Annotated in this window: 12 protein-coding genes; 9 read left to right on the top strand and 3 right to left on the bottom strand. The window is 68.4% G+C overall.

Features of this window, described 5'->3' with window-relative positions:
- Positions 1–16 precede the first annotated feature (16 nt).
- Both JOD27_RS03125 and JOD27_RS03120 read right to left on the bottom strand, forming a co-directional pair.
- Positions 17–316, bottom strand: coding sequence for a PDGLE domain-containing protein (locus JOD27_RS03125; RefSeq protein ID WP_204760536.1), 300 nt, complete (start codon positions 314–316; stop codon positions 17–19).
- The gene (locus JOD27_RS03120) at positions 313–1,014 is read right to left on the bottom strand and encodes an energy-coupling factor ABC transporter permease (protein WP_204760535.1); all 702 of its coding nucleotides are present in this window, start codon (positions 1,012–1,014) and stop codon (positions 313–315) included. Before JOD27_RS03120 ends, JOD27_RS03125 begins: the two co-directional genes overlap by 4 nt.
- 150 nt (positions 1,015–1,164) lie before the next feature.
- Between JOD27_RS03120 and JOD27_RS03115 the strand changes: the two genes are divergently transcribed.
- The 3 genes from JOD27_RS03115 (at position 1,165) to JOD27_RS03105 (ending at position 5,598) form a co-directional block, all read left to right on the top strand.
- Positions 1,165–1,878 (top strand): molybdate ABC transporter substrate-binding protein, encoded by a 714-nt coding sequence (locus JOD27_RS03115; protein WP_204760534.1) that lies wholly within the window; start codon positions 1,165–1,167, stop codon positions 1,876–1,878.
- 73 nt (positions 1,879–1,951) lie between these two features.
- Complete coding sequence (locus JOD27_RS03110; protein WP_204760533.1) at positions 1,952–4,198, top strand: glycosyl hydrolase family 95 catalytic domain-containing protein; 2,247 nt, start codon at positions 1,952–1,954, stop codon at positions 4,196–4,198.
- A 50-nt stretch (positions 4,199–4,248) separates the two neighbouring features.
- Positions 4,249–5,598 carry a pyridoxal phosphate-dependent decarboxylase family protein gene (locus tag JOD27_RS03105; RefSeq protein WP_204760532.1) on the top strand — a complete coding sequence of 450 codons (1,350 nt, stop codon included), beginning with the start codon at positions 4,249–4,251 and terminating at the stop codon, positions 5,596–5,598.
- Positions 5,599–5,727: 129 nt separating this feature from the next.
- On the opposite strand, the gene JOD27_RS03100 is transcribed toward JOD27_RS03105, so the two are convergent.
- A complete protein-coding gene (locus JOD27_RS03100) occupies positions 5,728–6,243 on the bottom strand; it encodes a MarR family winged helix-turn-helix transcriptional regulator (protein ID WP_307829848.1) in 516 nt (171 codons plus the stop codon).
- A 364-nt stretch (positions 6,244–6,607) separates the two neighbouring features.
- Here JOD27_RS03100 and JOD27_RS03095 point away from each other — a divergent pair, with 364 nt between their 5' ends.
- From JOD27_RS03095 to JOD27_RS03070, 6 genes are all read left to right on the top strand, one after another.
- Entirely contained in the window at positions 6,608–7,942 is a 1,335-nt protein-coding gene (locus tag JOD27_RS03095; protein WP_307829847.1) for a glutamine synthetase family protein, read from the top strand.
- A 10-nt stretch (positions 7,943–7,952) separates the two neighbouring features.
- A complete protein-coding gene (locus JOD27_RS03090; RefSeq protein ID WP_204760530.1) occupies positions 7,953–10,439 on the top strand; it encodes a DEAD/DEAH box helicase in 2,487 nt (828 codons plus the stop codon).
- Positions 10,440–11,244: 805 nt separating this feature from the next.
- A complete protein-coding gene (locus tag JOD27_RS03085) occupies positions 11,245–11,532 on the top strand; it encodes a hypothetical protein (RefSeq protein WP_204760529.1) in 288 nt (95 codons plus the stop codon).
- 314 nt (positions 11,533–11,846) lie between these two features.
- Positions 11,847–12,758: a LytR/AlgR family response regulator transcription factor gene (locus JOD27_RS03080; RefSeq protein WP_204760528.1), complete on the top strand. Its 912-nt coding sequence runs from the start codon at positions 11,847–11,849 to the stop codon at positions 12,756–12,758.
- A gap of 68 nt (positions 12,759–12,826) precedes the next feature.
- Complete coding sequence (locus tag JOD27_RS03075) at positions 12,827–13,174, top strand: DUF485 domain-containing protein (protein WP_239566300.1); 348 nt, start codon at positions 12,827–12,829, stop codon at positions 13,172–13,174.
- The gene (locus JOD27_RS03070) at positions 13,171–14,913 is read left to right on the top strand and encodes a sodium/solute symporter (RefSeq protein ID WP_204760527.1); all 1,743 of its coding nucleotides are present in this window, start codon (positions 13,171–13,173) and stop codon (positions 14,911–14,913) included. The genes JOD27_RS03075 and JOD27_RS03070 overlap by 4 nt, the downstream gene beginning before the upstream one ends.
- Positions 14,914–14,951 lie beyond the last annotated feature (38 nt).

Genomic DNA, 14,951 nt, shown 5'->3' with positions numbered 1-14,951 from the left:
ACGTCGTGGCTGCCGCTCACTTGTCCGCCAAATCGTTTCGGGGAGACTTCTTGCGCAGGAACCAGAACAGGCCGAACGACAGGGCGAGCACCACGATGACGCCCAGCGCACCCGCGAGGCCCGTGAACCTGCTGTCACCGCCGAGCGCGTAGTCGGCGAACGTGCTGCCCGCGAGCGGGTGTTCCCTGGCGTGGGCGGCGATGCCCGCGTCCTCGACGGTCTTGTCGAGGCCGTCCGGGTCACCGGAGGCGAAGTACGACAGCACGCCCGCGATCAGCAGCGACACCAGCGCGAACCCGAGGAAGAACTTCTTCACGACCGGACCTCCAGCGGCTTGCTGCCAAAACCGGTGTTGTTGCCACGCAGCAGGTGGACGAGGTCGGGCCGGATCGAGGCAACCGACGTGACGGTGACGGCCGTGATCAGCCCTTCACCGATGCCGATCAACGCGTGCAGTCCCCACATCAGCAGCGCGACCTTGCCGATCTCCACACCGCCCGCGCCCCCGATCGCGTACTCGACGACGAAGCCGGTCGCGGCGACCACGGTGTTGACGAAGGCGGAGACGAACGCGACGGCCGCGAGACCGCCCTTGCCCCGCTCGGTCAGCCTGCGCAGGGCGACGGCGACGAGAAACCCGGTCGCGGTGCCGATCAGCGCCATGTTGGTGACGTTGGCGCCGAGCGCGGTGAGCCCGCCGTCCGCGAACAGCAACGCCTGCACGACCAGCACGATCGTCACGCACAGCGCGCCGACGTACGGGCCGACCAGGATCGCCGCGAGCGCGCCGCCGAGCAGGTGTCCCGACGCGCCGGGCAGGATCGGGAAGTTGATCATCTGGACGGCGAAGATGAACGTGGCCACCAGCCCCGCCATCGGCGCCGTGCGGTCGTCGAGGTCAGCGCGAGCCTTGACCAGCGCGAAACCGACGCCCACCGCCGCGATGACGAGGAAGGCGACCGAGACCGGCGCGTTCAGCAGACCGTCGCTCATGTGCATGGCAACAGGGGACATGACTGATCACGCTAATTGCCGGGTGGCCGCTATGGCCAGCTGTATGCAACAACAATTTTCGGGTAAGTGCGAGTTGGTGGTCACAGCCGGCTTTCGTGCCACGGCACCCGGCCGGTTCGCTAGGGTGACCGCGAACTGGGGGGTTCCGAAATGACGAAGCGATTCCCGCTGCTGCTCGTGGCCGTGCTCGCGGCCTGCTCGTCCGCACCGAAGGCGGACGCGCCGCCGCCACGCCGGGAGCCGAAGCCGCTCACGGTGTACGCGGACTCGGCGCTCACCGAGTCGTTCACGAAGATCGCCAAGGACTTCGAGGCGTCGCAGGGCATCGAGGTCGAGCTCGTCTTCGACGCCGGCTCGGCGCTGGAGAAGCACGCCGACGAGGCCGACGTCTTCGCGTCCGCGAGCCGCGACAACATGAAGTACGACTCGAAGGTGTTCGCGGTCACCGGGCTGGTGCTCGCGATCAAGCAGGGCAACCCGAAGAACGTCCGCGCCCTGGAGAGCTTCTCCGCCCAGGCGAACCCGCGGGCGTCGTTCGCGATGTGCGCGGAGGAGACGCCCTGCGGCGTGGCGACCAAGGCGGCACTGACCGCCGCCGGCCTCGCCGACGCGACACCGGCAGCGGTCGGGAACGACGTCAAGGACACGCTCAAGAAGCTGACGGCGGGCGACGTCGACTCGGCGTTCGTCTACGCCACGGACGCGAAGCCGGACCTCGGGATCTTCTCCGTGCCGGTGCGCGCGGACCAGAGGTTCCCGATCGCCGTGGTGTCCGGTTCACCCGAGTCGAAGAAGTTCTACGACTACGTTTTCAGCGAGCAGGGGCGGGCCCGGTTGACCGAGGTCGGGTTCGAGCTGCCCTAGTCACGCCCTAGTCATCGGATGAATTCTGCGTAAGATCCCTTCCGCCGCCGCCACGGCACGGAGGGACTGAACAGTGACAGAGCTGTCGCGTAGAACCTTTCTGTACGGGACAGGCGCGGCCGTTGGGGCATCTGCGCTCGGTACGGGCACCGCGGTCGCCTCACCCACGCTTCCGGAAACATCGGGTCACAGCGTTCACCGGGACGTCGTGCGCGACGCCCGCATGGAGTGGCGGCGGCTGCCCCAGAACTGGGGCGACAGCCCGTTTCTCGCGAACGGCTTCCTGGGCGTCCAGGTCTACGCGGGACGCACGCCGAACGAGCTGAAGCTCATGCTCAGCCACTCCGAGGTGCAGGACCAGCGCGAGCACTGGGAGGCCGCGATCGGCCTGTCGCGGTTGCCGATCGGGTACCTGACCCTGGCTTTCGCGGGTGCGGTCACCGCGGTCGACTGGACGCTCGACCTGTGGAACGCCGAGCTCACCAGCTCGGTGACCACCACGCAGGGCACCGCCGCCTTCACGATGCTCGTGCACAACACGCGCAGCACGTTCCTCGCGTCGGTGAAGGGTGACGTGACGTGGGGTTTCCAGCCGCTGGAGTCGGCGACGACCCGCCAGATCCGCAGGCCCGCCAACTACACGGCCAACCCCGCGCCGACCCTGGGCACCGCCAACGGCGTCTCCTACGCCGCGCAGCCGCTGCTCGCGGGCGGCGGCTACACGACGGCCTGGCAGACCCGTGACGGCCGTTTCGCGGCCCACGTGGCGTACACACACCCGGCGGACACGCACACGTCTGACGCGATCCGTGAGGTCCGTCAGGCGCTCGCGATCCCGTTCGACGTGCTGGCGATGCAGCACCGCCGCTGGTGGAACGCCTACTACTCGAAGTCGCTGGTGTCGGTGCCGGACAAGCTGGTGCAGCGGTTCTACTGGCTGCAGCTCTACAAGATGGCCGCCGCCACCCGTGCCGACGCACCGGTCATCACGGAGTGGGGGCCGTGGTTCCCCGAGCAGGGCAACAGCTGGACGGCCGTGTGGTGGAACCTCAACGTCCAGATCTCGTACCCGCTGGTCAACGGCTCGAACCACCACGAGCTGGACGCCGTCACCAGCACGTTGAAGCGGTTCGAGCACAACCTCGAACTGAACGTGAACCCCTCCTACCGCGACGGCGACTCGTACGCGATCTGCCACCCCGGCGACCGCACGCTGCGCTGCGGGCCGCGCTACTGCGGCGTGCCCGGCGTGGCGCCGAACGACCACACGGGCAATCTTCTGTGGGCCTGCCACAACGTCTGGCTGGGCTACCGGCACACGATGGACGAGCGGATCCTTTCCGACGTCCTGTTCCCGATCCTGACCAAGGCGGTCAACTACTACGCCCGGTTCCTCGTCGAGGGCACCGACGGCAAGCTGCACCTGCCGGAGACGCGCTCGCCGGAGTACGCGAACAGCGTGGACACCACCTACGACCTGTCGCTGATCCGCTGGGGCGTCAGGACGCTGCTGTCGATCGAGGAGAACCCGCGCTGGCGTGATGTGCTGAACCGCCTGACGCCCTACTCGCAGGACGCGAGCGGCGTCCGGATCGGCCGCGACAAGGCCCTGGAGGACTCGCACCGCCACTTCTCGCACCTGCTGTGGTTCTACCCGCTGCGCGAGCTGACGTGGGACATGCCGGAGCACCGCCCGCTGATCACGCGGACGGTCGACCTCTGGACGTCGCGCCGCGAGCTGTGGGCGGGCTACAGCTACGGCGCCGCGTCCGCGATGTACTCCGCGATGGGCCGGCCGGAGGACGCGCTGTCGTTCCTGCGCTACTTCCTCGAACGCAAGCAGGTCGGCACCAACGCCGTGCTGACCGAGAACTCCTTCTACCGCGAGGGCGGCAACCTCGCGATCGAGTCGCCGCTGATGTCCGGCCAGGCGGTGCTGGAGATGATGGTCCAGTCGCACAACAACGTCGTGCGCGTCTTCCCGTCGGTGTCGTCCACTTGGGCCGACGCGTCCATCAGTTCGTTGAGGACACAGGGCGCGTTCCTGGTCGACGCCTCCCGTTCGGGCGGACGCACCGACTGGGTGAAGGTCCACTCGGAGGCGGGCGCGCCCCTGGTCCTGGAGCATGGCATCACCGGCGACATCGACGTGCGCGACGGCTGGGGCCGCCGGTTGGACTACAAGACCCGTGGTTCGGCTGTTGAAATCCCGCTTCGGCGAGGTCAGACGGCTGTTGTCTCACGTCGTGGGAGCCGGCCCGACGTCTCGGCACGCGATGTGGCCGCCAACGGCTCGTCTCCGCGCTGGGGTCTGCCGTAACGTACAAATTCGAACATTCGGGTGTGTGCGGGACGAGTGGGGTGTGTGCGGTGGATCTTCAGCACTGGCTCAACGAGGCGCTGGCCAACCACGAGAAGTGGACAGCCGAGTACGGAGCCTTCACACCCCACTCGTCCCTGCACGTCGACCCGGCGGTCTTCGGCTCCGCGCTGGCCGAGCTCCAGGACCGCCTGCGCGACAACTACCCGTTCTTCCACCCCCGTTACGCCGGCCAGATGCTCAAGCCGCCGCACCCGGCGGCCGTCGTGGGCTACCTGTCGGCGATGCTGATCAACCCGAACAACCACGCCCTGGACGGCGGCCCCGCCACCGCCGCGATGGAACGCGAGGTCGTGTCCTCGCTGGCGTCGATGTTCGGGTACTCCTCCGAACACCTGGGCCACCTGACCTCCAGCGGCACGATCGCGAACCTGGAAGCATTGTTCGTGGCCCGTTCGCTGCATCCCTCTCGTGGTGTGGCGTACTCCTCCGAGGCTCACTACACGCACTCACGCATGTGCGGTGTGCTCGGTATCGAGGGTTTCCCGGTGCCCGTGGACGGTCGTGGGCGCATGGATCTGGATGCTCTCGAAGAGCTTCTGCGCAGCGGCAAGGTCGGGACCGTCGTCGTGACTCCGGGAACCACCGCATTGGGCGCCATCGAACCGGTGCATCTCGTGCTGGACATCGCACGCCGCTACGACGCACGGGTGCATGTGGACGGTGCGTACGGCGGCTTCTTCACGTTGCTGGCGGGCACAGACCTGGCGCCCGAGCCGTGGGAGGCCATCGGGTCGTGCGACTCCGTCGTCGTCGACCCGCACAAGCACGGCCTGCAGCCCTACGGCTGCGGCGCGGTCCTGTTCCGCGACCCGTCCGTGGGCCGCTTCTACCTTCACGACTCCCCCTACACGTACTTCACGTCCGACGAGATGCACCTGGGCGAGATCAGCCTGGAATGCTCCCGCGCCGGCGCCGCCGCCGCGGGCCTCTGGCTGACCCTGCGCCTGCTCCCGCTGACCCGCGACGGCCTGGGCGAGGTCCTGGCGGCCGGACGGCGGGCAGCCGTGCGGTGGGCGTCGATGATCCGCGAGTCGGAGGAGCTCGAGCTCTACCAGGAGCCCGAGCTGGACATCGTCACGTACTTCCCGCGGACCACCCCGTTGACGCTGTCGGCTGTGGACGCCGCCGCGCACCGGGTGATGGAGACCGGCATGAACGCGGCCTTCGACCCGATCTTCCTGAGCGTGGCACGGGCGTCGAAGGCGGCGTTCGCGGCGCGGCACCCCGAGGTGGAGGCCGATGCGGACGGTGCGCGGGTACTGCGGAGCGTGCTGATGAAGCCGGAGTCCGAGGACTACCTCGACACCCTCCACACCCGCGTCCTCAGCCTGCTCTGAGAGTACGCGGGGAGCTTTCGTACTCTCCTGGAGGACGGGAGGCCCCCGCGTGCGGCGGAAGCAGGGAGCGGGCGGGAACGCCGAAATGGGCGACTCACCCTCGGTGAGTCGCCCAGGCGGGCGCGCGGCTCAGCCGTGCTTGGCCCGTCGTCCGGACCGGCGCGGCGGCAGCGGCGTGTCTCCGCGCAGGTCGAGCCGCCGCTGCTCGCCGTTGGCCTCGAGGTGCGTCACCATGCGGCGCAGCATCTCGGCCAGCGACTGGGCCTCGGACGACTCGAGCGGGTTGGAGACGAACACCTCTTCCTCGTTGAACTTGGGGAAGAGGTCGCCCATCAGTTCTTCACCCTCAGGGGTGAGCCGCAGAACCGCCAGGCGCCCGTCCGTGGGATGGCCGAGGCGCTCCAGCAGGCCCCGTGACTGCAGCGTCTTGGCGACGCCGGTCAGGGTGCCCTTGGAGATGCCAGCCTCCTCGGCCACGTAGCGCGTCTCCATCTCGCCCCAGATCCACACGACCCAGAGCACGACGAAGCCGGTCCAGGTCAGATCGCTGGTGCGCAGCACCGAGTTCTCGAGGTGCTGGCGGATCGCGGTGGCGGCGCGGTGGATGTTCGACACCGCCGCCATCTGCTCGCGATGCAGCGGCACCGCACCGAGTTTGGCCTGGACGGCTTTCTCGGTCTCGGCAATCGTGTGGTGACCAGACAACTCAAAGTCTCCCGTGCTCGAGCTCAGGTGTTCCCGGCACAATACTTGCGGTTCCGAACTATGTCTGTGATGTGGTGCGAGTCGGTCCGCAACCACTTTGATCACGATCCCACATCGTGCATGATCTCGTGACAGTCGTCACCCGTCCAGTTACGGACTGTTGCCCCGTGGTGGACGATGAGTGCGGAGCACCGACTGGTCTTTGCTCCACGGACGGGTCGATAGCGTTTGCGTCTCAACGTTATCCCCTCCGCGCCAGCGACACACTGTGCCGGAAAGGTAGTTCGACGTGGTCGGTGAACAGGTGACACGAGAACTCGCGTCGCGGCTCGGCGAGGACGGGATCGACGTGGTGCGCGTCGTCTTCCCCGACCTGCTGGGCACCGACCGCGGGCGTGACGTCCTCGTGGAGCATCTACCTGCGGTTACGGAGCGCGGACTGTCGTTCTGCCGGGCCGTTTACAACACCACGCCCGGCGGCAAGACCACCGAGAACGGGGGTGTGCTCGACGCCGGACTGCCCGACGTGATCGTGGTTCCCGACCTCGACACGCTCCTGCCGATTCCGTGGGAACCGGGCGTGGCGTGGTGTATCGGCGACGCCGTGAGCCCCGCTGACGAAAGACCCGTGGACGAATCGCCGCGGCAGGTGCTGCGCCGGGCACTGGAGATATTCGAGACGACGGGCCTGTCGCCGGTGGTCGGTCCCGAGTTGGAATATTTTCTCTGCGAACCCGACGAAGATCGCCCGAACGGGTGGCGGCCCTACTGCGATGAGCCGGGCAACGTGTATGCGACCGGACGCAGGGGCGATTCAGACGGTCATCTGTTGAGAACTCTTCGCACACTCAGTTCGGCGGGTCTGCAGACGACCGGCGGCAACCACGAGTACGCGGGTGGGCAGTTCGAAATCAACTTGGTCCATTCGCCCGCCATGGACGCGGCCGATCGCGCGTTCCGGTTCAAGACGAGCGTCAAGGAGCTCGCGCGCAGGGAGGGCCGGCTCGCCACGTTCATGGCCAAGCCGTTCAACGACGGCGGCGGCAGCGGCTTCCACCTGCACCTGTCGTGCCACGAGAAGGACGGCCGCAACGCGTTCCAGGCGGCGGGCACGTCGCACGGCCTCTCGGACGAGGCTCGCTGGGCGATCGGCGGCATCCTCAAGCACGCCCCCGCCCTGGCCGCGCTGCTCAACCCGACGGTCAACTCCTACAAGCGGTTCGGCCCGGACTCGCTCGCGCCGTGGTTGATCGACTGGGGTCTCGACAACCGCAGCGCGATGCTCCGCGTCCCGGCCGAGCGCGGCGAGACCACGAGGCTCGAACTGCGTCTCGGTGACGCGAGCGCGAACCCGTACCTCGGCATCGCGGGCATGATCGCGGCGACCTACCTGGGCATTCGCGACCGGATCGAGCCGCCGCGGCCGTCCGCCGGGTACGGCTACGACCCGTCGAAGGCCCCGACGCTGCCCGCCACGCTTCCCGACGCGCTCGCCTATCTGGAGGAGAACGCGGCGATGGTCGAGGTGCTGGGCAAGGACTTCGTGCGGTCCTATGTGGACTTCAAGTGGGAGGAGGTGGCCCGGTTCCAGCGGTTCGTGACCGACTGGGAGTTCGCCGAGTACGCGTACCACCTATAGTTCACCTGCGATGACTGCACTCACCGACCGGCTCACCTCGATCGCCGACGAAGACGAACTGTTCGACACCTTCTCCCATTGGGCGGCCGAACGCGGCCTGGCGCTGTACCCGGCGCAGGAGGAGGCGGTCATCGAACTCGTCTCCGGCGCGAACGTCATCCTGAGTACGCCGACCGGATCCGGCAAGAGCCTGGTGGCCATCGGAGCCCACCTCGCCGCCATGGCCGGCAACCAGCGCAGCTTCTACACCGCGCCGATCAAGGCGCTGGTCTCGGAGAAGTTCTTCGCGCTGTGCGAGGTGTTCGGGCCGGAGAACGTCGGCATGATGACCGGCGACGCCAGCGTCAACGACCAGGCGCCCATCATCTGCTGCACGGCGGAGATCCTCGCGAACATCGCGCTGCGCGACGGGGCGACTGCCGACGTCGGCCAGGTCGTGATGGACGAGTTCCACTTCTACAGCGAGCCCGACCGCGGCTGGGCGTGGCAGGTGCCGCTGATCGAACTGCCGCAGGCGCAGTTCCTGCTGATGTCGGCGACGCTCGGCGACGTCACGTTCTTCGAGAAGGACCTGACCCGGCGCACCGGCCGCCCGACGGCGGTGGTCCGTTCGGCGCAGCGCCCGGTGCCGTTGAACTTCCAGTACGTCCTCACGCCGTTGCACGAGACGATCGAGGACCTGCTGCACGGCCGTGAGGCGCCGATCTACGTCGTGCACTTCACCCAGGCCGCCGCGCTGGAGCGCGCGCAGTCGCTGATGAGCATCAACGTCTGCTCGAAGCAGGAGAAGGAAGCGATCGCCGCCATGATCGGCAACTTCCGCTTCAGCGCCGGGTTCGGCAAGACGCTGTCGCGGCTGGTGCGGCACGGCATCGGCGTGCACCACGCGGGCATGCTGCCCAAGTACCGGCGGCTCGTGGAGCAGCTGGCGCAGGCGGGTCTGCTGAAGGTCATCTGCGGCACCGACACGCTCGGCGTCGGCATCAACGTCCCGATCCGCACGGTCGTCTTCACGGCGTTGTCGAAGTACGACGGCACGCGCACCCGGATCCTGAAGGCCCGCGAGTTCCACCAGATCGCCGGCCGGGCGGGCCGCGCGGGTTACGACACCGTGGGCACGGTCGTCGTGCAGGCACCCGAGCACGAGGTCGAGAACATCAAGGCGCTCGCGAAGGCGGGCGACGACCCGAAGAAGCGCCGCAAGGTGGTCCGCAAGAAGGCCCCTGACGGCTTCGTGTCGTGGAGCGAGACGACGTTCGAACGGCTCGTCGGCGCCGAGCCCGAGCCGCTGACGTCGTCGTTCCAGGTGTCGCACGCCATGCTGCTCAACGTGATCGGCCGTCCCGGCGGTGGCGCGTTCGCGGCCATGCGGCACCTGCTGGAGGACAACCACGAGGACCGGCCGAAGCAGCTCAAGCACATTCGTCGTGCGTTGGCGATGTACCGGGCACTCGTCGCGGCGGGAGTGGTCGAGCGCGACGGTGACGACTTCCGGCTGACCGTCGACCTGCAGTTCAACTTCGCGCTGAACCAGCCGCTGTCGCCGTTCGCGCTGGCCGCGATCGAGCTGCTGGATCGCGAGGCTCCCGGCTACGCGCTGGACGTGCTGTCGGTGATCGAGTCCACTTTGGACGATCCGCGCCAGATCCTGGGCGCGCAGGAGCACAAGGCGCGCGGCGAGGCGATCGGCGCGATGAAGGCCGACGGCATCGAGTACGACCAGCGGATGGAGCTGCTGGAGGAGGTCACGTACCCGAAGCCGCTCGCCGAGCTGCTGGAGGCCGCGTTCCTCACCTACCGGCGCGGCCACCCTTGGGTCGGCGACTACGCGTTGTCCCCCAAGGCCGTTGTCCGCGACATGTACGAGCGCGCGATGACGTTCACGGAGTACGTGTCGTTCTACGGCCTGGCGCGCTCCGAGGGCCTCGTGCTGCGCTACCTCGCCGACGCCTACAAGGCGCTGTCGCAGACGGTGCCCGAGGAGGCGAAGACCGAGGAGCTGCAGGACCTGATCTCGTGGCTCGGCGAGCTCGTGCGCCAGGTCGACTCGTCGCTGATCGACGAGTGGGAGAAGCTCACGAACCCGGACGCTCCTGCCGAGGAGGTCCGCGTCGACCTGCCGCCCGCGGTCACCCGCAACGTCCGTGCGTTCCGCGTCCTGGTCCGCAACGCGTTGTTCCGCCGCGTCGAGCTGGCCGCCAAGCGCGACTGGTACTCCCTCGGCGAGCTCGACCACGAGTCGGGCTGGACGGCCAAGGAGTGGATGGACGCCCTGGAGCCGTACTTCGAGGAGCACGACGAGATCGGCGCGGGCCCGAACGCGCGCGGCCCCGCGTTCCTGATCATCAACGTCGAGCGCGAACGCTGGGTGTGCCGGCAGATCTTCGAGGACCCGGCCGGGGACAAGGACTGGGGCTTCAACGCGGAGGTCGATCTGGCGGCGTCGGACGAGCTGGGCGAGGCGGTTGTGATCATCACGGACGTCGGCCGCCTGTAGTCCTCAGCCGTCGAGGCGCTCCACGGCCTTCGGCATCGTCGCGTCGCGCACCGCGCACCGCGACCGGCCCGATCACCGTGCGCGGTCAGGGAAAGCGGCTCGCCCTCGTCTCGAATGTCACGCACGGCCCGGCAACCATCGCTGCTCCGAACCACCCGGGATATCACGGACCGTGACAAACCGGGCGCCGACCGATGGTTGCCTGCGCCTCGCGCGAGGTGCGTGCGCGAGGAGTTCGGCGGCATCGCGGTCGCGACGAGCGTGCGCGAGGCTCGCCCGCGCCGCCCAGGACTCCTCGCCGCCCGCAGAGAGTTGTCACCCGGGAGAGTGCGAGCCGGATTGGCCGAGTGCGGTATCCGACTGATGGACCAGGACGGTTCCGCACACCTCGAGTTGCTCGGTGTACGACTCCCGCGGCACTCGCGCCGAACCGTTCGTAAATCCTGTATGAACCCGAACGACTGAACTCGGCGGACGTATTAACTCTTTTGCTGCAGTGCACTGCCGAGCGGGAACGCAATGCGGTGATTGATGCGGCGCAGGACACACCGATTCGGCCCAACACCTCCGACGCCACCTGGCCTACCAGGCCGAACGTCCAAAGCCGTTCATTTCAGGCACCTACCATAAGAGCGCCACCAGTTGAGACGGACCTGTTGAGACGGAATGGGTGCGCGATTGACCGAGTGGTCTTGGTGGGGCAACATCATTGCGCTGGACCACAGCGTTCGAGATATGGTGTTGCCCAGTGGGGGAAATGTCCGCACCACTACTCAGCTCCGGCGCGGCACGACGGGAGGGTTCCGTGGACCCGGCACTGGACGCGCTGCGCGACCGGCTGGCGGAGATCGTCGAGTCGCCGCCGGAGAACACAGACGACCTCGTCGACACGTTGAGCGGGCTCGCCAAGCTCTCGAACCAGTGGTCCGAGGCGATCCAGGCGTTGCGCGCGCCCACGCGCAGGCTCGTCGGACCGGCCGCCGCGGCGTCGGTGAGCGTCGCCGCCCGCCGCGCCGAGGAGTCGTTCATCGAGCTGGAGATCACGCTCGGTGACGCGCTGGCTGCCCAGCCGCGCCCCCTCCGCCAGTCCTGACCCGAGCCGCACGCGTGACCTGGCCGGTGCACGTGGTGTCACAACGGTTTCGGTCTCGTATCCAAGACACACCCGATCGGAGGGTTTCCGCGCCTCCTCCCGCTGGCGGATGATGCGCCGGATCGGGCTTTCCAGGGCAAGGGGGTCGAGCCGTGCACACTTCGTGCAACGAGACCCCCACAGCGGGTCACCCTCCGTGAACGGGCATGATCGCGTATCCGACGCCCTCGGCTCACCAGGCGCGCGATGACCCGAGCGTGGTCTAATCGCCGCCACGTGAGGATCGGCCGTACACAGTTTGGACTCGATCTCGAATGACCTCAGGTCTGCCCTGCCCCGTCTGCGAGGGGCCTGATCGGCGTGGCAGCCTCGAGCGCTCCCTCCGGGTGCTCGCCGTCGACGACGAGGCACCCGCGCTGGAAGACCTCGTGTACCTGTTGCGCTCCGATCCTCGCATCGCACACGTGGAAGCGGTCACCGACGCCACCAAGGCGCTCCGGGTGCTGCACCGCGCGATGGACGCCGGGCAGCCGCTGGACGCGGTGTTCCTCGACATCCGCATGCCCGGCCTCGACGGCCTCGACCTCGCCCGCGTGCTGTCGCGGTTCGCGCAGCCACCGCCCGTCGTGTTCGTGACGGCACACCAGCAGCCGGCGGTGGAGGCGTTCGAGCTCAAGGCACTCGACTACCTGCTCAAGCCCGTGCGCCAGGAACGGCTCGCCGAGTCGGTGCACCGCATCGTGCACGAGGTCTGGGACTCCAAGGCCCCCACCGAGCCGCTGCCCGCCGGGTCGGCGCAGCAGGCCAACACCACGCCGCCGGAGATGGGCGACGAGGTCATCCCCGTCGAGCTCGGTGGCGTCACGCGGTTCATCCGCCTCGCCGACATCCGGTACGTGGAGGCGCACGGCGACTACGCCCGCCTGCACACCGCGACCGGCAGCGGACTGGTCCGCGCGGCGTTGAACGGTTTGGAAGAACGCTGGCGCAGCGCGGGGTTCGTCCGCATCCACCGCAGCCACCTCGTCTCGCTCGGCCACATCGACGAGCTGCGCCTCGAGGACGGGCACCTGAGCGTCACGATCGGCGGCGCGGTGCTGCCGGTCAGCCGCCGGCACGCGAGGCACCTGCGGCAGCTGCTGGTGCGGCGTGCCCGGCCCGCCCCCGTGTCCGGCCAGGCCACGCCCGCCGGTGTCGCGCAACCCAGGAACGGGCTGGGGTCGTGACACGGCCACCACCCCGAAATGATCCAATACAGAACGGGCCGGAACCGAAGCCGACCCAGCGTGTGGTGGTGACGAGCCCTCGCACGAGGGCACCGCGTGCCCGCCGCCCGTACTCGGGCACGCGCGAGATCAACGAGCAGAGCGAGCTCGGTGCCGTCTACATGCGCACGCTCATCCGGGCGCAGCGGCGGCTCGGCCTGTCGGTGTGCCTGGTGGTGTGCGGGTCGCTGGGCGTCCTGCCCGTGCTGTTCACGATCGAGCCGGACCTCGGCAAGGCGGAGGTGTTCGGGCTCGGGCTGCCGTGGTTCCTGCTGTGCGTGGCCACGTTCCCGATGCTCCTGCTGGCCGGGTGGTTCTACGTGCGGCAGGCCGAGCGCAGTGAACGCGAGTTCGCGGAGCTGGTCGAACGTCCATGACGAGTGGTTACGCCATCGCGGCGGTGCTGGTCGTCGCACTGGGCACGATCCTGGTCGGTACCTACGGACTGCGCGTTTCCCGCACCACGTCCGACTTCTACGTCGCCTCGCGCACGGTGTCGCCGTGGTGGAACGCGTCCGCGATCGGCGGCGAGTACCTGTCCGCTGCCTCGTTCGTCGGCATCGCGGGGCTGATCTTCGCCTACGGGCCGGACATGCTGTGGTTCCCGGTCGGCTACACGGCCGGCTATCTGGTGCTGCTGACCATGGTCGCGGCGCCGCTGCGGCGTTCGGGCGCCTACACGTTGCCGGACTTCGCCGAGGCCCGCTTCCGCTCCCGCGTCGTGCGCGGGGTCGCGTCGGTGCTGGCGCTGGCGATCGGCTGGCTGTACCTGCTGCCGCAGCTGGAAGGCGCCGGCCTGACGCTGAACACCGTGACGGGCGCGCCGGACTGGGTGGGCCCGCTCGTCGTCACGGTGGTCGTGACGGTGAACGTGATGTCCGGTGGGATGCGGTCGATCACGTTCGTGCAGGCATTCCAGTACTGGCTCAAGCTGACCGCGATCACCGTGCCGATCGTGTTCCTGATCGTCGTCTGGCAGGTGCAGGGCGCGCAGTCGCTGACCAAGCCGGACTATCCGGCGTTCCCGCACGACACCGAGGTCAGGTTCCACAACCCGACGACGATCCACGCCGAGACGTCCATCTTCATCCAGGGCACCGGCGAGATCGACGGCCTGCGCATCGAGAACTCGGGCCTCGTGCTGACCGACGGCTACCACCGCATCGGGCAGGGCTCGCTGTTCACCTTCCCCGAGGGCGCCGCGGTGCCGCATGTGTCCACAATGGCCCACAACACCAACGAGACGTGGGCGCAGCCGGCATCCAGCGGCGAGCATTTTCCTTTGTACGGCGTGTATTCGCTCATCATCGCGACGTTCCTGGGCACGATGGGCCTGCCGCACGTGATCGTGCGCTTCTACACCAACCCGAACGGCACGGCCGCGCGCCGCACGACGTTGATCGTGCTCGGCCTGCTGTCGGTCTTCTACCTGATGCCACCGCTCTACGGCGCGCTCGGTCGCCTGTACACGCCCGAGCTGCTGATGACCGGTCAGACCGACGCCGTGGTGCTGGTGCTGCCGACCCGCATGATCGACGGCATCGGCGGCCAGCTGCTCGGCGCCCTGGTGGCCGGTGGCGCGTTCGCGGCGTTCCTGTCGACGTCGTCGGGGCTCGTCGTGTCTCTCGCGGGCGTGCTGTCACAGGACGTGCTGCGGCTCGGCGGCGTGCGCGGCTTCCGGATCTCCACGGTGCTCGCGGGTGTCGTGCCGCTCGCGATGACGTTCGTGTCGACCGGCATGCCCGTGGCGGACATGGTCGGCCTGGCGTTCGCGGTGGCGGCGTCCTCGTTGTGCCCGTTGCTGATGCTGGGGATCTGGTCGACGCGGACAACGACGATCGGCGCCATCGCCGGCATGCTGGCGGGCGGTGTGCCCGCGCTGACCGCGGGCCTCGTCACGATGTTCGCCGACATCGGCGACTCCTGGTACGGGGTGCTGCTCTCGCGTCCTGCCGCGTGGACGGTGCCGCTCGGCTTCACGGTCATGTACGTCGTCTCCCTGCTCACCCAGCGGCACGTGCCACCGGGCGTGCAGCGGACGATGGTCAAGCTCCACGCACCCGAGAACCTCGGGTTGGACGGCTCCGGCCCTGCCTCGGCCGACGAGCGAAGCTAGCGCCGTGACCCGGACCTCGCCGGTCACAGTCACGCTCA

This window comes from Lentzea nigeriaca (genome assembly GCF_016907955.1).
Lineage (GTDB): Bacteria > Actinomycetota > Actinomycetes > Mycobacteriales > Pseudonocardiaceae > Lentzea > Lentzea nigeriaca.
This window is presented reverse-complemented; position numbering and strand designations above follow the sequence as displayed.

What these genes read in the sequence shown, in the direction of transcription:
- JOD27_RS03120 (WP_204760535.1), bottom strand. Translation starts at nt 1,014, where the DNA reads ATGTCCCCTGTTGCCATGCACATGAGCGACGGTCTGCTGAACGCGCCG.
- JOD27_RS03115 (WP_204760534.1), top strand. Translation starts at nt 1,165, where the DNA reads ATGACGAAGCGATTCCCGCTGCTGCTCGTGGCCGTGCTCGCGGCCTGC.
- JOD27_RS03090 (WP_204760530.1), top strand. Translation starts at nt 7,953, where the DNA reads ATGACTGCACTCACCGACCGGCTCACCTCGATCGCCGACGAAGACGAA.
- JOD27_RS03080 (WP_204760528.1), top strand. Translation starts at nt 11,847, where the DNA reads ATGACCTCAGGTCTGCCCTGCCCCGTCTGCGAGGGGCCTGATCGGCGT.
- JOD27_RS03070 (WP_204760527.1), top strand. Translation starts at nt 13,171, where the DNA reads ATGACGAGTGGTTACGCCATCGCGGCGGTGCTGGTCGTCGCACTGGGC.